The organism is Phnomibacter ginsenosidimutans (genome assembly GCF_009740285.1).
Taxonomy (GTDB): domain Bacteria; phylum Bacteroidota; class Bacteroidia; order Chitinophagales; family Chitinophagaceae; genus Phnomibacter; species Phnomibacter ginsenosidimutans.
This window is the reverse complement of the sequence record NZ_CP046566.1, coordinates 45,386-62,581: the sequence shown is the minus strand read 5'-3', so window position 1 is coordinate 62,581 and position 17,196 is coordinate 45,386. Positions and strand designations below refer to the sequence as shown.

The window sequence follows — 17,196 nt, the reverse complement described above, 5'->3', positions numbered from 1 at the left end:
GTAAAATACCAGTAAACTTTGCGGATTGCCCCAAACAATTTGCAGCGTTCCGGCGTCTCAGTATCTTCCTGTGTCCCTTCTCTTCATTTTATTATCCCTTTTGCCATGGATCAACAAATCATCAACCTGTACGATGAGTACACCCACAAGCCACTTAGCCGCACTGTTTTCTTGAAACGCCTGGCCCTGCTTACCGGCAGCACAGCCGCCGCCCTGGCCATACTGCCACAACTGGAAGGCAACTATGCCATGGCGCAAACCGTGGAGCTCGACGAAGACATTGCCACCGAACAGGTAACCTACACCATAGCCGCCGGCACCATGAAAGGCTATCAGGCCCGGCCCAACAAAAAGGGTAAGTATCCGGGCGTGATTATCATTCACGAAAACCGCGGCCTCAATGCCCATATTGAAGATGTAGCACGAAGAGCTGCCAAAGCTGGTTATGTAGCTATTGCAGTAGATGGCCTAAGCCTGCTGGGTGGTACACCTGCCAATGAAGATGAAGCCCGAGGCTTGTTTGCCAAACTCGATGCCCAACAAAACGTACTCAACTTTGCCGGTGCCGTACCGTACCTGCAAAGCCGCAAAGATTGCACGGGCAAGATTGGTTGTGTCGGTTTTTGCTGGGGTGGTGCTATGGCCAATAGTTTGGCGGTGAGTGTGCCAGCCCTCAAAGCAGCCGTAGCGTTTTATGGCCGCCAGCCCGAGCTGAGCGAAGTGCCCGACATACAGGCCGCCGTGCAGCTGCATTATGCGGGTTTAGACGAACGCATCAACGCTGGTGCCAAGGCTTACGAAGATGCCCTGAAGGCCAACAACAAAGTGTATGAACAATATTTGTACGAAGGGGTGAACCATGCTTTTCACAACGACAGCTCAGCAGCCCGCTACAACGAAGCCGCCGCCAAACTGGCCTGGAGCCGCACACTGGCGTTTTGGGAAAAGCATTTGAAGTAGGAAAAAGCGTAGTAGTGCTTGTTTAGCTACGCCGAATAATCAAAGCAATTAATCGAAGATGGTTCGGTTCAACTGAATGTTATACCAGATACACATTTTTGTTGTAATTCATTTAGCAGTCGCTGGTTGTCTAGCGGATTAATATTGTATTTAAACTGACAGACTTTCCCCTTTTCATCTTTCAAATACAATCTCTTTCCTCCTCTATACCACCTTGTAGTAACCCTATCTAATATTTCATATTCTTTAAAGTCAATTTCTTTCAACGTTTCAAATTGAAATTCAATTCCTTTATTCCATGGAAAAACATAATCTATTCGAATACAATATTTGGATAGTGAAATAGTTGCTAGATATCTTCCGAATAAAACATATACAAAAGTTGTTACGGTTAAAAAGAGAATTGACTTTTCATAGTATATACTAGTTGTCGTTCCTTCTAATTCAATACAAAAAATACCAAAAGCGCAAGCCCATAGAACTACCACGATATAGAAATAATATGGTCTTTTTGCTGTCTTGAAAATTTTTTCAGTTACCACATCTTTTGTATTTGGAGCATCCGCAAATTAGAATCAAATACTACAAATTAATCGATTAGCTGATAAGCTCATTGTAATTTAATTTGACTATATCTTTTACATAAAAGCGGCGCCGGTATGTACCGGCGCCGCTTTTATTGCTACACTATTTGTAAGGTTTATTTGCCTGCTGGTTTTTCGGCTGTGGTGCCGGGGTTCAGCAGTTGGAAAAACTGATCGAGTTCGGGCAGTACCACAATGCGGGTACGACGGTTGGCGGCTTTGCCACTGGCGCTGCTGTTGCTCATTACCGGTACATATTCTGCACGGCCACCGGCGGTCATCCGCTTGGGATCAATGCCAAATTTGGTTTGCAAAGTGCGTACCACCGAAGTAGCCCGCAGCACACTCAGATCCCAGTTGTCGCGGAGAGCACCACCTTTAATGGGCACATTATCGGTATGGCCTTCTACCATAAACTCAATGTTGGGTTGGTTCTTCAGCACGGTGGCTACTTTTTCCAACACGTTCATGGCCTTGGGGTTTACGTCGTAGCTACCGGTGGTAAACAACAGCTTGTCGCTGATGTTGATGTACACCACACCCTTGTCCACTTCAATATTGATGTCGTCGTCAGCAATGGGGCCGAGTGATCCTTTCAGGTTCATCACCAGCGCCATGTTCAGGCTATCCTTTCGGGCCATGGCACCTTGCAGGTCTTTGATGTAAATATCCCGCTCGGCCAGTTTGGCCAGGCTTTGCTGTACACTTTCGGCCTGCTTACTGCTCAGCACACTCAGGTCTTCGAGGCGGCCCAGCACCTGCGTGTTGGTGCTTTGCAGGTTAGAAGCCTGGTCCTTATACGTTTTGAGTTGTTCTTTCAAATTGGCATTGTTGTTCTCAGAAGTTTGCAAAAAATTGCTGGCTTTTACCAGGTCTTTTTCGCAGTTCTTCAGGTCTTCCTGCAGTTGCGTGTACTTGTTGTTGAGCACCGCATAATCATCTTGTGCTTGTTGGAATTTTTTGCTGCTGACACAGCTGCTCAGCAGTACCACCAGGCCTGCTACAGGCATCATCAATTTCTTCATGTCAATCTTTTAATGGTTATAAACGAAGGGGTGTGAGCAACGAAATGTGTAGCGGTAAAGGAATGGCATTATCCACGCATGGCGGGCAATTTCCTGTTAATATTCATGGCTTCAAATGTAAAAATTACCTGCTATGTAGCAGCTGTATTTCATCATGCACAACAAGGGATAGTTGCGAAGAATTTTTAAAAATGAGGCTGCAGTAAATGAGACAAAACGGATTTATCCGAAAGACTAAGTTCATTTCAAAATGGGAAAGGAATACTCCTTCGGGCAATTTCTTTTCGCCAGCCATCCACGGATTGTTTTTGAAAAACAACCCTACAGCAAGCAGCTCTTCCACAGTACCGGATGCAATGCCGGCGGCAGGTCTTACATTCGCAGTGCTGCCTGATTTTCTTTTACAAGGAAACTAGAACCATGACTGAACCATTGCGCCAGTTGGCCACCCAACTGCAAGGCGAATTATATACCGATCAGGCCATGCGGGTGCTGTATGCTACCGATGCATCGGCCTACCGCGAAATGCCCCTGGCCGTAGCCATTCCCAAACACAACCAGGACCTGCAAACGCTCATTCGTTTTGCCAACGAGCACAACACCTCACTCATCCCCCGCACGGCCGGCACCAGCCTGGCGGGTCAGGTGGTGGGCAATGGCATTGTGGTAGATGTGAGCAAGCATTTTACCCAGATACTGGAACTGAACAAAGACGAACATTGGGTGCGGGTGCAGCCCGGCGTCATCCGCGATGAGCTCAACATGTTTTTGAAGCCCCACGGCCTGTTTTTTGGCCCCGAAACCAGCACAGCCAACCGGGCCATGATTGGCGGCATGGTGGGCAACAACAGCTGCGGCAGCAACAGCGTGGTGTACAAAAGCACCCGGGAGCATTTGCTGGAAGTAAAAGGCTTTTTGAGCGATGGCAGCGAAGTGGTTTTTAAAGCCCTGAGCCTCGATGATTTTCATGCCAAATGCGAACTGCCCACCCTCGAAGGCAAAGTGTACAAACAGGTACGTAGCATGCTGAGTGTAGAAGCCCATCAGGAAGAAATACGCAGCCAGTTTCCGAAAAAAACGGTGGAACGCCGCAACACCGGCTATGCCATCGATCTGCTGGTAGACATGGCGCCTTTTACCGCCGGCGGACCCGATTTTAATTTCTGCAGCCTCATTGCTGGCAGCGAGGGTACGCTTTGCTTCATCACCGAAATTGTACTGCATGTAAACGACCTGCCGCCCAAAGAAGGCGGACTCATGTGCATTCATTTCAACTCGATTGATGAAAGCCTGCGGGCCAACCTGATTGCGCTGAAATACCAACCCAGCGCCAGCGAACTGATTGACCACTACATACTCGAATGCACCAAAGACAATATTGAGCAGCGCAAAAACCGCTTCTTCGTACAAGGCGACCCCGGCGCCATTTTGGTGGTAGAAATATTGCGGGACAACCGCGAAGACATTGCTCCCGTTTTTGAAGCCATGGAAGCGGAAATGCGGGCCGCCGGACTGGGCTATCATTTCCCCGTGTTGTATGGCGATGATTGCAAAAAAATATGGGCCCTGCGCAAAGCCGGTCTTGGTTTGCTGGGCAACCTGCCAGGTGATGAAAAAGCCGTGGCCGTGATTGAAGACACGAGTGTAGATGTAAACGACCTGCCCGATTTCATCCGCGACTTCAACGTGATTTTGAAAAAGCACGGCTTGTACAGTGTGCACTATGCCCATGCCGGTAGTGGTGAAATTCACCTGCGACCCATCATCAATCTCAAAACGGCCGAGGGCAACAAACTCTTCCGCATCATTGCCGAAGAAATAGCCACGCTGGTAAAACAATACAAAGGCTCACTGAGTGGCGAGCATGGCGATGGCCGACTGCGGGGCGAATTCATTCCGCAAATGATTGGCCCAAAAAACTATGAACTGCTGCGCCAGCTCAAATACACCTGGGATCCGCACAACATTTTCAACCCCAACAAAATTGTAGATACCCCCAGCATGAACAGCATGCTGCGCTACGAGCCGGGGCAACAAACGCCAACATTCAATACCATTTTCCGTTACCACAATCAGGATGTACTGCAGCATGCCGAGCAGTGCAATGGCAGTGGCGATTGCCGCAAAACACACCTGAGCGGCGGCACCATGTGCCCTTCGTTTATGGCTACGAGAAATGAAAAAGATACCACCCGTGCAAGGGCCAATATTCTGCGGGAGTTTTTGACACACAGCAACAAGGTCAACCGCTTCGACCATAAGGAAATAAAAGAAGTGATGGACCTTTGCCTGAGCTGCAAGGGTTGCAAGGGTGAATGCCCCAGCAACGTAGACGTAGCCAAGTTGAAAGCCGAATTTTTACAGCACTACTACGATGCCAACGGTGTGCCGCTACGCAGTCGTATGATTGCCAACTTTACCCGCATGGCTAAGCTGGGTGCCATTTGGCCCGCTGCTTACAATGTTGTGATGACCGCTCCAGGCATTAGTACGCTGGTGAAAAAATTCAGTGGCTTTGCCACGGAAAGAAGCATGCCGACGTTGCAAAAGCAAACGTTGATGGCGTGGTATAAAAGTCGGAAAGACCGGAAGACGGGAAGTCGGGAGTCGGGAGTCGGGAGTCGGGAGAAGATTGAAGCCCTGATCCCGATAGCTATCGGGATGTCGAAGGGCGAAAAGTCCGGAACTCCGGAGGACAACGAACAACAAACCAAAAACAACAAACCAAAAACGGTTTTCCTTTTTTGCGATGAATTCACCAACTACAACGACACGCACATTGGTATAAAAGCCATTGAGCTGTTGGAAAAGCTGGGTTACGAAGTCATCATTCCGCAACACATAGAAAGTGGCAGAACCTGGCTGAGCAAAGGGTTGCTGCGGCAGGCAAAAGTGATTGCCAACACGAACATCGAATTGTTGGCACCGTTGGTTAGTGCTGATACTCCACTCATTGGTATTGAGCCATCGGCCATCCTTGCCTTCCGCGATGAGTATCCCGATTTGGCTACTGATGAAAATCTGGCTGCTTCAAAAGAGCTGGCCAAACATGCCTTGCTGATAGATGAATTTTTAGCACAAGAAATCGACAAAGGAAATATCACAGCAGCGCAGTTTACACAAGCTCCCCGTAGTATCAAACTGCATGGCCATTGCCAGCAAAAAGCCGTTGCTTCTGTAGCGCCAACAGTGAAGGCATTGTCGCTGCCGGCCAACTATACCGTGCAAACGATACCCAGCGGCTGCTGCGGCATGGCGGGTAGTTTTGGGTATGAAAAAGAACACTACGAATTGAGCATGAAGATTGGCGAACTCGTTCTGTTTCCAGCAGTGCGGTCGGCTGCTGAAGAAGTGATTATAGCCGCACCCGGCACCAGCTGCCGCCATCAGGTAAAAGATGGTACTGGCCGCAAAGCCCTGCATCCCATCGAAGTGCTGTGGGAAGCCTTGCAATAATTTTTAGACAAATGGATGAATCCATTTGCAATGATGTAGACAACATGCATAGCCCACGGATAAAACCGTGGGCTATTTGTATCATGCTATACCATTGGTTGAACAAAGTCTTTTGCTATTCCAACAAACAGAAATTTGCCAATCCCTTTTATTCAACTATTATTACGATAAATTGTAATAGAACCCATGACCATTAAACAACGATTACTCAAAAGCTTGTACCCTGTACTCATGTTCATGCACAAGCTTACCGGCAATAAAGCAGCGGCAGCAGCCCCTGCTCAAAAACAAACGGCTGCGGTTTCATTTTACACTTTACAAGCCACCCGCAATAATCAGGAGCCATTGCCATTTCAAAGTTTGCAAGGCAAGTATGTATTGCTGGTGAATACTGCTTCCGAATGTGGCTACACCGCACAGTACAACGGGCTGGAAGCATTGCAACAACAATACTCTGAGAAGCTGGTAGTGTTGGGTTTTCCGGCCAACGATTTTGGCGGACAAGAGCCTGCCAATGATGCGCAGATTGCTCAGTTTTGTCAGGTAAATTTTGGGGTGAGTTTTCCATTGATGAAGAAAGCACCCGTAACAGGTGGCAGCATGCAACCCGTGTACAAGTGGCTCACACAACCCGAACAAAATGGCTGGAACAAACAAATACCTACCTGGAACTTTTGCAAATACCTGGTGAGCCCCGAAGGCCAACTCATTCAATTTTTTCCGGCTGGTGTAGATCCGTTAGATGCTGCCATTACAAAACATTTATCTTAGAGACTGTTTAATTTTCATTACTGGAAATACCCATCGGGTAATTTTTGAGCGAAACAAGGCGGATTTTGCAGTCGTAGCTGGAGGCCTACGGCGAAAAATCCAACGCAGTTGCAGCCAAAAAGACCCATGGGGATAGCAGTGGATGGATTTTAAACAGTCTCTTAAGGCATACAGATTGTATCACCCTTTATTGCAGTAGCATGTTTACCAAAGCCGATGCCGAAGCGTATTTCACAGCAGAAAAAATAGAAAGCCTCGTTTTTGTGTTGCTTGGCATCACCGCTGTTGTGGTGGCTTTGCTGTTTTGGTTTTGGCTAAAAACGCCCTTGCATAAAGGCGCAGCCGTTCCTCTTATCGTTGTCGGCTTATTGCAGTTGACGGTTGGCTACACCGTGTACTCCCGCAGCGATACGCAACGCAAAGACATTGTATACAAAATGGATCTTAATCCCGATGCCATTGCCACACAGGAAATTCCCCGCATGGAAAAAGTGATGCGCAATTTTGTGGTCTATCGCTGGACGGAAATTGTATTGCTGCTGGTAGCATTGGTTGGTATTTTTTTACTCAAAAACCAACCCGACAAATTGATGTTGTATGGTGTAGCATTGGGTTTGGCCGTACAAGCAGCCATTTCACTTTCAGCAGATTATACAGCAGAAAAAAGAGGTGCCATCTACCTGAATGGTTTGAAAGATTTTGTACAACAAACCAAACGCATGCCTTAGCAAATGCGGGGCAACTGTTCACCCGGCAGCATGTTTACCACCCTGCGGCCACCAATGCTGCTTTGCATAGTTACCTGACCTGCGTGTTCTGCTACTACCTTGCCTACAATGGCTGCCTGCGGCCAGCCGTTTGATTGCATGCTGCGCAAAATGCTATCTGCTACATCAGCTTTTGCCAACAGCACAAATACGCCTTCGTTGGCTACATACAATGGGTCTAGTCCGAGCATTTCACAAGCACCCGATACCTGCTCATCCACCGGAATATTTTTTTGCAACAGCTCAATGCCATGCGAACCGTCTTTGGCTATTTCGTTGAGCACACTGGCCAAACCGCCACGGGTAGCGTCCCGCAAAAAATGCAATGCATCTCCGTATTCATCCAATAGTTGCAGCACGGTATGATGCAGGGCACAGGTATCGCTGGTAATGCTGGTTTCAAACTCGAGGCCGCTACGCAAACTCATGATGGCAATGCCATGCGCCGCAATGGGTGCATTGATGAGCACCACATCGCCGGGCTGAATGGATGACCAACCCAGCGCCGCTTTTGCATGCACCTGTCCTATGCCTGATGTATTGATAAAAATTTGATCGCCTTTACCCCGCTCTACAACCTTGGTATCGCCGGTTACCACTTGTACGCCAGCAGCATTGCAGGCCATTTTGATGCTGTTGAGTACCTGCCAGAAAGTGGTCATGGGCAGGCCTTCTTCCAAAATAAAAGACAGCGATAAATACATTGCTTTGGCGCCACACATAGCCAAATCATTCACGGTGCCATTCACCGCCAAATCACCAATATTGCCTCCGGGAAAAATGATGGGCGACACCACATAACTGTCGGTGCTAAAAGCCAATTTGCCGGGCAACTCAAACACTGCTCCGTCATGGCGTTCATCCAGCTTGTCGTTTTTGAGTACATCAAACACGCCACTGTTCAGCAACCGCTGCGATAGAATACCACCACTGCCATGGCCAAGGTTGATGGCATCAAAATCGAATTTCGGCATGGGGCATTGGAGTTGAAAAGTATCACTCATCACGAACAGGTATTTGTGTTTTACACTACAGCAATATTGCTGAAATGATAATAGGCAGCACAAGCCCCTTCACTACTCACCATAGGTGCACCCAATGGATTAAGTGGTGTGCATTGCTTGCCAAACTGCGGACATTCAAAGGGTTTCTTTTTGCCCCGCAAAATTTCGCCGGCAATACAACCATTGTCTTTCATGGATTGCAAATCCGGAATGTGAAATTTGACATTGGCATCAAACCTGCTGTAGTCGGCTTTCAATTCATACCCACTTTTCGGTATGGTAGCAATGCCCCGCCATTCGCGGTCGCTTACTTCAAACACTTCGGCAATGGTTTGCTGCGCAGCCGGATTTCCTTCTTCACTCACCACCCGGCTGTATTGATTTTCGAGTTTGTATTCGCCGTTTTCTAATTGCAACAGCAACATGTAAATGCCTTGTAACAAATCCACCGGCTCAAAGCCCGTTACCACTATCGGCAGTTTGTATTTTTCTACAATGGGCACATATTCTTGCATGCCCATGATAGTGCACACATGGCCTGCGGCCAAAAAGCCCTGCACCACATTGCCCGGATCGTTAACAATAGCTTCAATAGCTGGTGGCACCAATACATGTGACGTTAAGATGCTGTAATTCTTAATGCCTGCTTTTTGTGCATGAATCACACTCAACGCATTGGCCGGTGCGGTGGTTTCAAAGCCTACGGCAAAAAACACCACTTCCTTATCCGGATTTTCTTTGGCGATGTTTACTGCTTCGAGTGGCGAGTACAAAATGCGTACATCGGCACCACTTGCTTTTGCTTCCAGCAAACTTTTTTGGTGCCCGGCACCCGCAGCATATCGCCATAAGAGCACATGATTACGCCTGCTTCATCGGCCAGATACACGGCTTTATCAATGAGGCTTTGCGGCGTTACACATACCGGACAACCCGGACCGTGCACCATGTGCACTTTGTCGGGCAACATGTTCAAAATGCCGTTTTTCACCAGGCTATGCGTTTGCCCGCCACATACTTCCATAATGGTCCAGTCGCGGGTAACAATGGCATGTATTTCTTTCAGTAAATGATCGACCAGCTCCGGGTCGCGGTACTCCGATAAATACTTCATGATGGCAGGCGTTTATTCAGATGGCTGTTCTCTGCAATATGACACAAAGCCTGCGGAGCAAGTATGATAAAAATCAATCGTCCACCTGATGTAAAGCGGAAGCCCACACATCGTCGATATTGCAATCGGCATATACCAGCTGGCCAAATGATACGTTCTCATCGTTGGGTGATAGCTGCTGATGGAAATACAATTGCAGGTCATTGCCTGCATGCAGGTGCAGCATATCGATGAGCAAACTGTTTTGAAAAACACCACCGCTGCAAGCCACACGTGGTACGTGCAAATGGCGGGCCATTTGACAAATGGACTGGCTGATGCTGGAATGAAGACGAGCCGCCAGTTCGGGAGCAGTGGCCCCCACAGATTCAGCATGAATGAGCATGGCCAGCAAGCGACTGCCGGGCAAAGTATTGTCTTCAATAGTCAAGTCAAACGCAGCGGGTATGCCATTTGCTTGCACGTACTCATTTGCCATTGCTTCCAGCCGCATGGCGGCATGACCTTCGTACTGCTGCCCCGGCATTTGCAACAGCCAACAGGCCGCCGCATCAAATAAACGACCAACTGCGGTCGTCTGTATGCCTTTGTACGATTGCAGCATTTTTTGGTAGAGCAGCCACTCTGTTTCGGTAAACCATTGCTTGCATACATGCCGCATGCCGGCTGGCAAAGCACTCAACAACGAGAGCCGTGGTTCACGGGCCATTTTATCGCCCAGCAAATACGGGAATGGTTGCCAATGTGCTACTCTCTCCATGCAGTTATTGTGGTAAACAAAAAACTCACCGCCCCAGCTGTTGCCATCATCACCCAGACCTGTGCCATCCATCACCACTGCCAGCACGGGCTCGGATTGATGCAGTAAATTATTTTCAGCCAACACTGCTGCAGCATGGGCTTTGTGGTGCTGTACCAGCAACAAAGGACACTTGTGTTTAGCAGCCAACTCCTGTGCCAGTTCATGGCTGAAATACGCAGGGTGTTTATCAGTAATGATCACCGAAGGCCGGTGATGCAACAGCTGCTGCACATGCACCAAACCCTCTCTATACATGAGTTGTGCATCGTAGCTTTCGGTGCTGCCCATGTACTGGCTGATATAAGCCATCCTATCTTGTGCAATGGCAAAACTGCTTTTCATCAACGCCCCGGTAGCCAGCATGGGCTCTTGACGTTGTGGGGTATAAAATGAGCATGCCGGCGCCAGGCCACGGCTCCGGCGCAGCCATACCGGTGTTTGGCTTTGTGCAGCCATGCTGACCACACTGTCATCCTGCGGCATCACAATGTTTCGGTTGTGATACAGCAATACATCAGCTACTTGCAGCAGGTGCTGCTGTGCTTGTTCATTTTGGTAAATAATGGGCGAACCACTCAGGTTGGCACTGGTAGCCACCACTGGTTTTTTGTAGGCCGCCAGCAACCATTCAAACAGCGGCGCAAAGGGTAGCATCACACCCAGCTTGTGCAGGCCCGGTGCCAATTGTTCCGTTGCTAACTCATGTTGCATGGCTGCAGTTATTGGCAGCAATACAATGGGTGCAACGGGCGATGTAAGCCAGGTTCTTTGCAGTTCTGTCAAGCTGGTTTGCTGCTCCAACATGGGCAATGATGGATACATGACTGCCAGTGGTTTGGCTGGTCTTTTTTTCGGTTGCGGAGCCTGTCGATGGCCGTGGCATTGCCTGCATCGGTAAGCAATAAAAAGCCACCAATACCTTTAATGGCCAGTATTTTTCCTGCCTGTAAAGTGGTGAGCAGTTGCTCCAATACGGCAGCGGTATCGGTGATGACGCTGCCATCCGGCAAGGCCAAAGTCATTTGCACCCCACAGCTGGGGCAGGATGTGGTCTGCGCAAAAAATCGGCGGTCATCTACATTGTTGTACTCTGCAGCACAGCTGTCGCACAAAGTGAAAGGCTCCATCGTAGTGAATGCTCTTTCGAAAGGCAATTGCTGTATGATGGAATACCGTGGCCCGCAGGTAGTGCAGGTGATGAATGGATAATGCTCTCTCCGGTTGCCTGCTTCGTGCAACTCTCGTCTGCAATCATCACACAGGGCAAAGTCGGGTGGTATCCACAAGCGGGGTGCTTTCGGGGTATCAGCCAGCACAATCGTAAATCCGTTGAACGTTTGTGGTTCGGCTTTTACCAACGCACTATGGGTAACCACCGAACGGGGCGGCGCAGCTGCCAATATTGCTTGTAAAAAATGAGCTGCTGCCTGTGCTGATGCATTTACCCAAATGTGTAAACCGTCCGCATCGTTGCACACAGCACCTTGCAAACCTGCAGCAGTAGCCAGCTGGTATACCAGTGGCCGAAAGCCCACACCCTGCACCAACCCACTGAGGTGCATGTGCCAGGTATCAACTGCTTGTATTTGTGTAGCGGATGCCAATAGCTTGTTTAGGCCAACAAGTTAATGGCTTCGGCGGGTAAAAAACCTGATGAAAAATAGCAACTACTGTCGATTGGCTGATGCTGCATCAGCCAGCACAGCTGTAAGTTGCGGTTGCACTGCCTCCTGTTTTCGCTGCGCAAAATACTGCGCTGCTTTGGGCAGCATGTTGACTATGGCCGGCACAATGATTGGCCTTGCTTTAAAGGCAATGAGATGTCCCAATCTCGGCAGCATGTGCACATTCAGTTCGCTGGCGTTGGTGAGTTGTTGTTTGGCAAAAGCGGCGTTACTGGTGTATATGAGTGCATCATCCGCCCCCTGAAAATACGTAACAGGCACCGTGATGTTTTTCCAATAAGGCAGCATGGCTTCCAACTCTTGGCGGTGCGAAAGTTTTTCGACATTGGCCGAATGAATCATGCGGGGTTGTGCCCACGAAAAGAAAGGCGACTCCAGTACATAACTCACGTCGTAAGTTTTTTCCTCCCCCGGCGCCAGCGATGGAGCCAACAGCACCAATCCATCTACCAGCTGCGGATAATCCATGGCCATGCGGGCTGCAATGCTGGTGCCGTAAGAAGCAGCTACCAACAGTACCGGCCTCGATTGCTTGTGCAGTTGCTGCAAAATGGGGGCAATCATCGCCGCCTGTTTGGCAATGGAAGGCTCGGGTTCGCCAAAGCCGGAATAGCCATAACCCGGGCGGTCTACGGCAAACAGGTTGGCGGCTTTGCGCAGGTTGGTATCGCTGAGGTAATCACGGAAATAACTACTGCTGCTAGGTGCACCATGAATGAATAATATCACAGGTTTGCTGGCATCATCTTCGGTATAGATGTACCGCATTTGTCTTTGCTGCGTGTTGTAATAGCCAATGTGAATGGGCTGTTGCCGGGCTGCAAAAAACTGTTGCGTTTCCGCATCGCTTTGCCTGAATTGTACATACTGATCGGCAATGAGGCCACCGATGATGGCCAGCAGGTACAATGCCAGCAGGGTGCGGCCGAGCCGGCGGAGTGTGCGTTTTAACTGTGGGCGAAACTGTTGCATAGAAAGTGGGAACCAAACATCTCTAGTTACGAAGTGGTTGAACAAACAGTTGTAAAAATGCCATAAGATTTTAAGAACCGCTGTAGTTCAAATCTCCTCCACACATCATTTCACAAAACAATAAAGCCGGTACAAGACCGGCTTTATTGTTGATGATTGCAAAGGAGTATTAAGCACCGAGGGCTTTTTCGTAGCGTTCAGCTACTACATCCCAGTTTACCACATTCCAGAAAGCATCAATAAAGTCGGGGCGACGGTTTTGATACTTCAGGTAGTAAGCATGCTCCCACACATCGAGGCCGAGGATGGGCGTACCTTTTACTTCGGCTACATCCATCAATGGGTTGTCTTGGTTAGGCGTGCTGCTGATGGCAAGTTTGCCATCTTTTACAATCAACCAGGCCCAGCCGCTACCAAAGCGACCGATACCAGCTTTTTTAAATTCTTCTTTCAGTTTGTCGTAGCCACCCAGGTCGGCTTCGATGGCGGCAGCCAGCTTACCGGTGGGTGCAGCGCCATTGTTTACCGCCAGTTGTGCCCAAAAGAAAGCGTGGTTCCAGTGGCCACCCCCGTTGTTGCGAACGGGACCGCCGATAGCACCAGCGTTGGCTACCAGTTCCTCGAGGCTTTTGCCTTCGTTGGGCGTACCGGCAATGGCATTGTTCAGGTTGGTTACATATGCCTGATGGTGTTTGCCATGATGTATTTCCATGGTTTGTTGATCGAAATAAGGTTCCAGCGCATTGCTGGCGTAAGGCAGCGGATCCAATGTAAAAGCCATGCTATTGAATTTTTAATTGTTTGAAAATAGAGATCTGAAGAGCTAACAAAAGTAAACAAGCATTGTTGGACGGGGATGCGATTTCAGGAAATGATAACAGCCCTTACAATGGCAGCAGGTACATATCAGGCGTATAGCCGCGAATGATGAAACTACTTCTGTAAGGATATGGTTGAGCAAACGGAAACCGCTTGCTGAAAAACGCAATGGTGCCAAATTGTTTTTTGCTGGAAGGCTCTGTATAAAAGGGTGGCTCAAAAATGCGGATGCTGCCAAAAGCATTGGGTGGAAACACAAACAAGCTCGGATCGCCATACATGCCATCCAGACAAATGCGGTAGAGTTTACCCCGCCACTGAAGCATCATTTCGTTTTGCAATCTTTTCAGCTCAATAGACGATTGGCTGTACATGCGTACATCTTCTATGTCGCCCCAGTAGCTGATTTCGAATCCCTTCATACGCTGCTGTAGCAAATCATACACCGTTGGGGCGGCATTGGCTACGCTATCCTGCAGGCAATCGTATATATAGTCGGCACCAGCCTTAAATTCCTTGGGCACAAACAAACTATCAAACTGTTTGGTCATTGGTAAGCAGGCTACTTTTTCTGCTTTCAATTGAGCCGCATAATTGCCCTGAAAACAACTGAAATCACCATTGAAAAAAGTTTCTTTCTGTAATCGCTGGGGCAAAAAAGTGGAATCGTTGGGCAGATTGACCGCCAGTTGTTTTACCCCATAAGCCGCAGGCGTAAAACTAGAGTCGAGCCAGGCATCCACCCGCATCATTACCGGCAATCCCTCAGTGTCGTCTTCTTGTTGAAAGCTGAGTGTTACATCGCCGTTTATCAGAATGTCTTCCATTACAAAGCGACGGTTGGGTGTGGCTTTCACCGGCAGTCGTTGTATACCTCCCAAATGCGAAAAAATAGCCTGCAAATTGGTGGGACGTTCCGGGTAGATGTAATCGCAGTAAAATTTTAAAAACCTGGGCTGAATGGCAAACGCCATGTTGTACAATCCGGCAGGCATACTATCCGGCAATACCACAGCAGCCGTAGCCTTACCATTCACCAACGGCCAGCGCATTTGCCAAAATTTGCCGGGCTCACCATCTTTCAGCAGCGTCACGGCCAAGGTGGCGGGAGGCAGTTGCCGGTCGCCCACCGCATATTCGGCGTCGAGTTGCAAGGTATCACCGGGCTCCAGTTTGTCGCTATTGATGACGACTTTGAAAGCAGACTGCTGTGCCGTTGAGCTGTTTACTCCGCCTGCCAACAACAGTACGAGTGCCCATGATTTCAGTGGTGTCATTTGGCTGTTCTTTTTCGCTGAAAAAATGATTTCATCAATTCGGCACCGGCGGTGGCCAGTAGCCCGCTTTCCACCACCGTCTTGGGGTGAAAGGGCGATTGGTTCCCGTAAAATTTACGGTAGCCATGTTTCTCATCTGAAGCGCCGTACACAATGCGACCAATTTTGCTCCAGTACAAAGCACCGGCACACATGTGGCAGGGTTCCAGCGTTACGTATAAGGTGGCATCGGGCAGGTACTTGGCACCAAGGTGATTGAAAGCCGCAGTAAGTGCAATGATTTCGGCATGGGCCGTTACATCGTGCAGCAGCTCGGTTTGGTTGTGGCCACGGCCAATGATTTTATTGTCTTGCACCACAAGTGCACCCACAGGTATTTCGTCTTTGTCGAAAGCGATCTGTGCTTCTTGCAGCGCCCTGCGCATAAAATATTCATCGTCGAAAAGTGGTTCCACCAGCACAAAATACGAAGCCTTTGAAGAATAGGACGCGGATATGTAGGATAGTGAACGGATTTGCACAGAAGTCTTAGTGAGTAATGGTTTGCCGCAGATTCACAGATTAATGCTTTTTACTTTTCCGTAGCAAAAACTTCGTGCCCCTTTGTGTCTGCCTTGTGCCTTCGTGGTTCAAAAAATCTCCGTGCTCCTTTGTGCCGACCTCCTTTACCTCTGTGGTTCAAAATTTCGCCATTCCTCCATTTCCCTCTAATGACCGACTTTTGCCGCCACATGAGTTTCAAAGGCAAAATCATCAACGACCCGATTTACGGTTTCATCAGCATCGACGATCCGGTGGTGTTTCGGGTGGTCAGTCATCCGTATTATCAGCGGCTGCGGCGCATTTACCAAATGGCATTTGCCCACCTGGTGTACCCCGGTGCCGTGCACACCCGCATGGCGCATAGCCTCGGTGCTTACCACCTGATGAGTCAGGCGCTGGGCGAACTGCAACGCAAGGGTATTGAGATAACACCCGATGAAGCCACTGCCGCCAAAGTGGCCATCTTGCTGCACGATGTGGGCCACGGCCCTTTCAGCCACGCACTGGAAGGCACACTGGTGCAGGGTGTACACCACGAAACCATGAGCCGCCTCATCATGGAGCATATCAATGCTGAACTGAATGGCGCTTTGGATACAGCACTCGCCATTTTCAACAATACCTACCACAAGCCTTTTTTGCACCAGCTGGTGAGCGGTCAGTTGGATGTAGACCGCATGGACTACCTCAACCGCGACAGCTTTTTTACTGGAGTGAGTGAAGGGGTGATTGGCTACGACCGCATCATTAAAATGCTGACCGTGCACAACGGCCAGCTGATGGTGGAAGAAAAAGCGGTGTACAGCATCGAAAAATTTTTGGTAGCCCGCCGCCTCATGTACTGGCAGGTGTACCTGCACAAAACAGTGCTGGCGGCCGAGCAAATGCTGGTGCGCATTATTCGCCGTGCCCGGGAAATTGGTGCCGGCTGTCACCCCAACCTGCACTATGTGCTGTACAACCGCCCCGATACAGAAGATGCAGCCGAGCTGCTGCGCCGTTTTACCATGCTCGATGATGTGGATGTGATGATGGCCATCAAAGAATGGCAGCAACACCCCGACCGGGTACTGGCCACCATGTGTACCTGCCTGCTCAACCGCAACCTGTTCAAGATCAAACTACAATCGGAGCCGATTGCGCCGGAAGTGATAGCGCAGAAAAAAGCAGCCATCCGACAGGCGCATCCCGATGTAACGGAGGAGGAACTGAGCTACCTGGTATTTACCGGCGAAGCCCGCAACACCACCTACAAAACCGATGATGAACGCATCAACATCCTGTTTAAGGATGGCAGTGTACGGGATATTTCGCAGGTCGACAATGCCTTGATACAGCAGAGCCTCGCCGCCACCGTGGGCAAACAGTATATTTGCTACCTCAGCGTGTAAGGCCGTGGAATCGTCCATCCTGCATC

At 49.2% G+C, this 17,196-nt stretch carries 12 protein-coding genes and 2 pseudogenes; 5 read left to right on the top strand and 9 right to left on the bottom strand.

The annotated features are described in order from the left end of the window. Positions 1 to 105 precede the first annotated feature (105 nt). On the top strand, positions 106 to 960 hold the full coding sequence (locus GLV81_RS00280; RefSeq protein WP_157475876.1) for a dienelactone hydrolase family protein: 855 nt from the start codon (positions 106 to 108) through the stop codon (positions 958 to 960). 68 nt (positions 961 to 1,028) lie between these two features. On the opposite strand, the gene GLV81_RS00275 is transcribed toward GLV81_RS00280, so the two are convergent. Further along, positions 1,029 to 1,502: a hypothetical protein gene (locus GLV81_RS00275; RefSeq protein WP_157475875.1), complete on the bottom strand. Its 474-nt coding sequence runs from the start codon at positions 1,500 to 1,502 to the stop codon at positions 1,029 to 1,031. A 158-nt stretch (positions 1,503 to 1,660) separates the two neighbouring features. Then, positions 1,661 to 2,569 carry an OmpA family protein gene (locus GLV81_RS00270; protein WP_157475874.1) on the bottom strand — a complete coding sequence of 303 codons (909 nt, stop codon included), beginning with the start codon at positions 2,567 to 2,569 and terminating at the stop codon, positions 1,661 to 1,663. Between the two features lie 420 nt (positions 2,570 to 2,989). Here GLV81_RS00270 and GLV81_RS00265 point away from each other — a divergent pair, with 420 nt between their 5' ends. From GLV81_RS00265 to GLV81_RS00250, 3 genes are all read left to right on the top strand, one after another. Continuing rightward, complete coding sequence (locus GLV81_RS00265) at positions 2,990 to 6,025, top strand: FAD-binding and (Fe-S)-binding domain-containing protein (protein WP_246186140.1); 3,036 nt, start codon at positions 2,990 to 2,992, stop codon at positions 6,023 to 6,025. Between the two features lie 186 nt (positions 6,026 to 6,211). Further along, positions 6,212 to 6,796: a glutathione peroxidase gene (locus tag GLV81_RS00255; protein ID WP_197428795.1), complete on the top strand. Its 585-nt coding sequence runs from the start codon at positions 6,212 to 6,214 to the stop codon at positions 6,794 to 6,796. A 200-nt stretch (positions 6,797 to 6,996) separates the two neighbouring features. Continuing rightward, complete coding sequence (locus GLV81_RS00250; protein WP_157475872.1) at positions 6,997 to 7,524, top strand: hypothetical protein; 528 nt, start codon at positions 6,997 to 6,999, stop codon at positions 7,522 to 7,524. Here the strand turns inward: GLV81_RS00250 and hypE are convergent. The 7 genes and pseudogenes from hypE to GLV81_RS00210 form a co-directional block, all read right to left on the bottom strand. Then, a complete protein-coding gene (gene hypE / locus GLV81_RS00245; protein ID WP_157480618.1) occupies positions 7,521 to 8,537 on the bottom strand; it encodes a hydrogenase expression/formation protein HypE in 1,017 nt (338 codons plus the stop codon). The two genes, GLV81_RS00250 and hypE, sit on opposite strands and share 4 nt — an antisense overlap. A gap of 50 nt (positions 8,538 to 8,587) precedes the next feature. Continuing rightward, positions 8,588 to 9,591 (bottom strand): annotated as a pseudogene (gene hypD, locus GLV81_RS00240) (hydrogenase formation protein HypD). Positions 9,592 to 9,757: 166 nt separating this feature from the next. Next, a pseudogene (locus GLV81_RS21505) lies at positions 9,758 to 12,052 on the bottom strand (acylphosphatase); the annotation flags it as partial. 98 nt (positions 12,053 to 12,150) lie between these two features. Further along, positions 12,151 to 13,140 carry an alpha/beta fold hydrolase gene (locus GLV81_RS00225; protein ID WP_157475866.1) on the bottom strand — a complete coding sequence of 330 codons (990 nt, stop codon included), beginning with the start codon at positions 13,138 to 13,140 and terminating at the stop codon, positions 12,151 to 12,153. Between the two features lie 169 nt (positions 13,141 to 13,309). Further along, positions 13,310 to 13,921, bottom strand: coding sequence for a superoxide dismutase (locus GLV81_RS00220; protein WP_157475864.1), 612 nt, complete (start codon positions 13,919 to 13,921; stop codon positions 13,310 to 13,312). Between the two features lie 103 nt (positions 13,922 to 14,024). Then, a complete protein-coding gene (locus tag GLV81_RS00215) occupies positions 14,025 to 15,236 on the bottom strand; it encodes a hypothetical protein (protein WP_157475862.1) in 1,212 nt (403 codons plus the stop codon). Beyond that, the gene (locus GLV81_RS00210; protein WP_197428793.1) at positions 15,233 to 15,691 is read right to left on the bottom strand and encodes a nucleoside deaminase; all 459 of its coding nucleotides are present in this window, start codon (positions 15,689 to 15,691) and stop codon (positions 15,233 to 15,235) included. Before GLV81_RS00210 ends, GLV81_RS00215 begins: the two co-directional genes overlap by 4 nt. A gap of 255 nt (positions 15,692 to 15,946) precedes the next feature. Here GLV81_RS00210 and GLV81_RS00205 point away from each other — a divergent pair, with 255 nt between their 5' ends. Continuing rightward, the gene (locus GLV81_RS00205) at positions 15,947 to 17,170 is read left to right on the top strand and encodes an HD domain-containing protein (protein WP_246186139.1); all 1,224 of its coding nucleotides are present in this window, start codon (positions 15,947 to 15,949) and stop codon (positions 17,168 to 17,170) included. Positions 17,171 to 17,196: the final 26 nt, after the last annotated feature.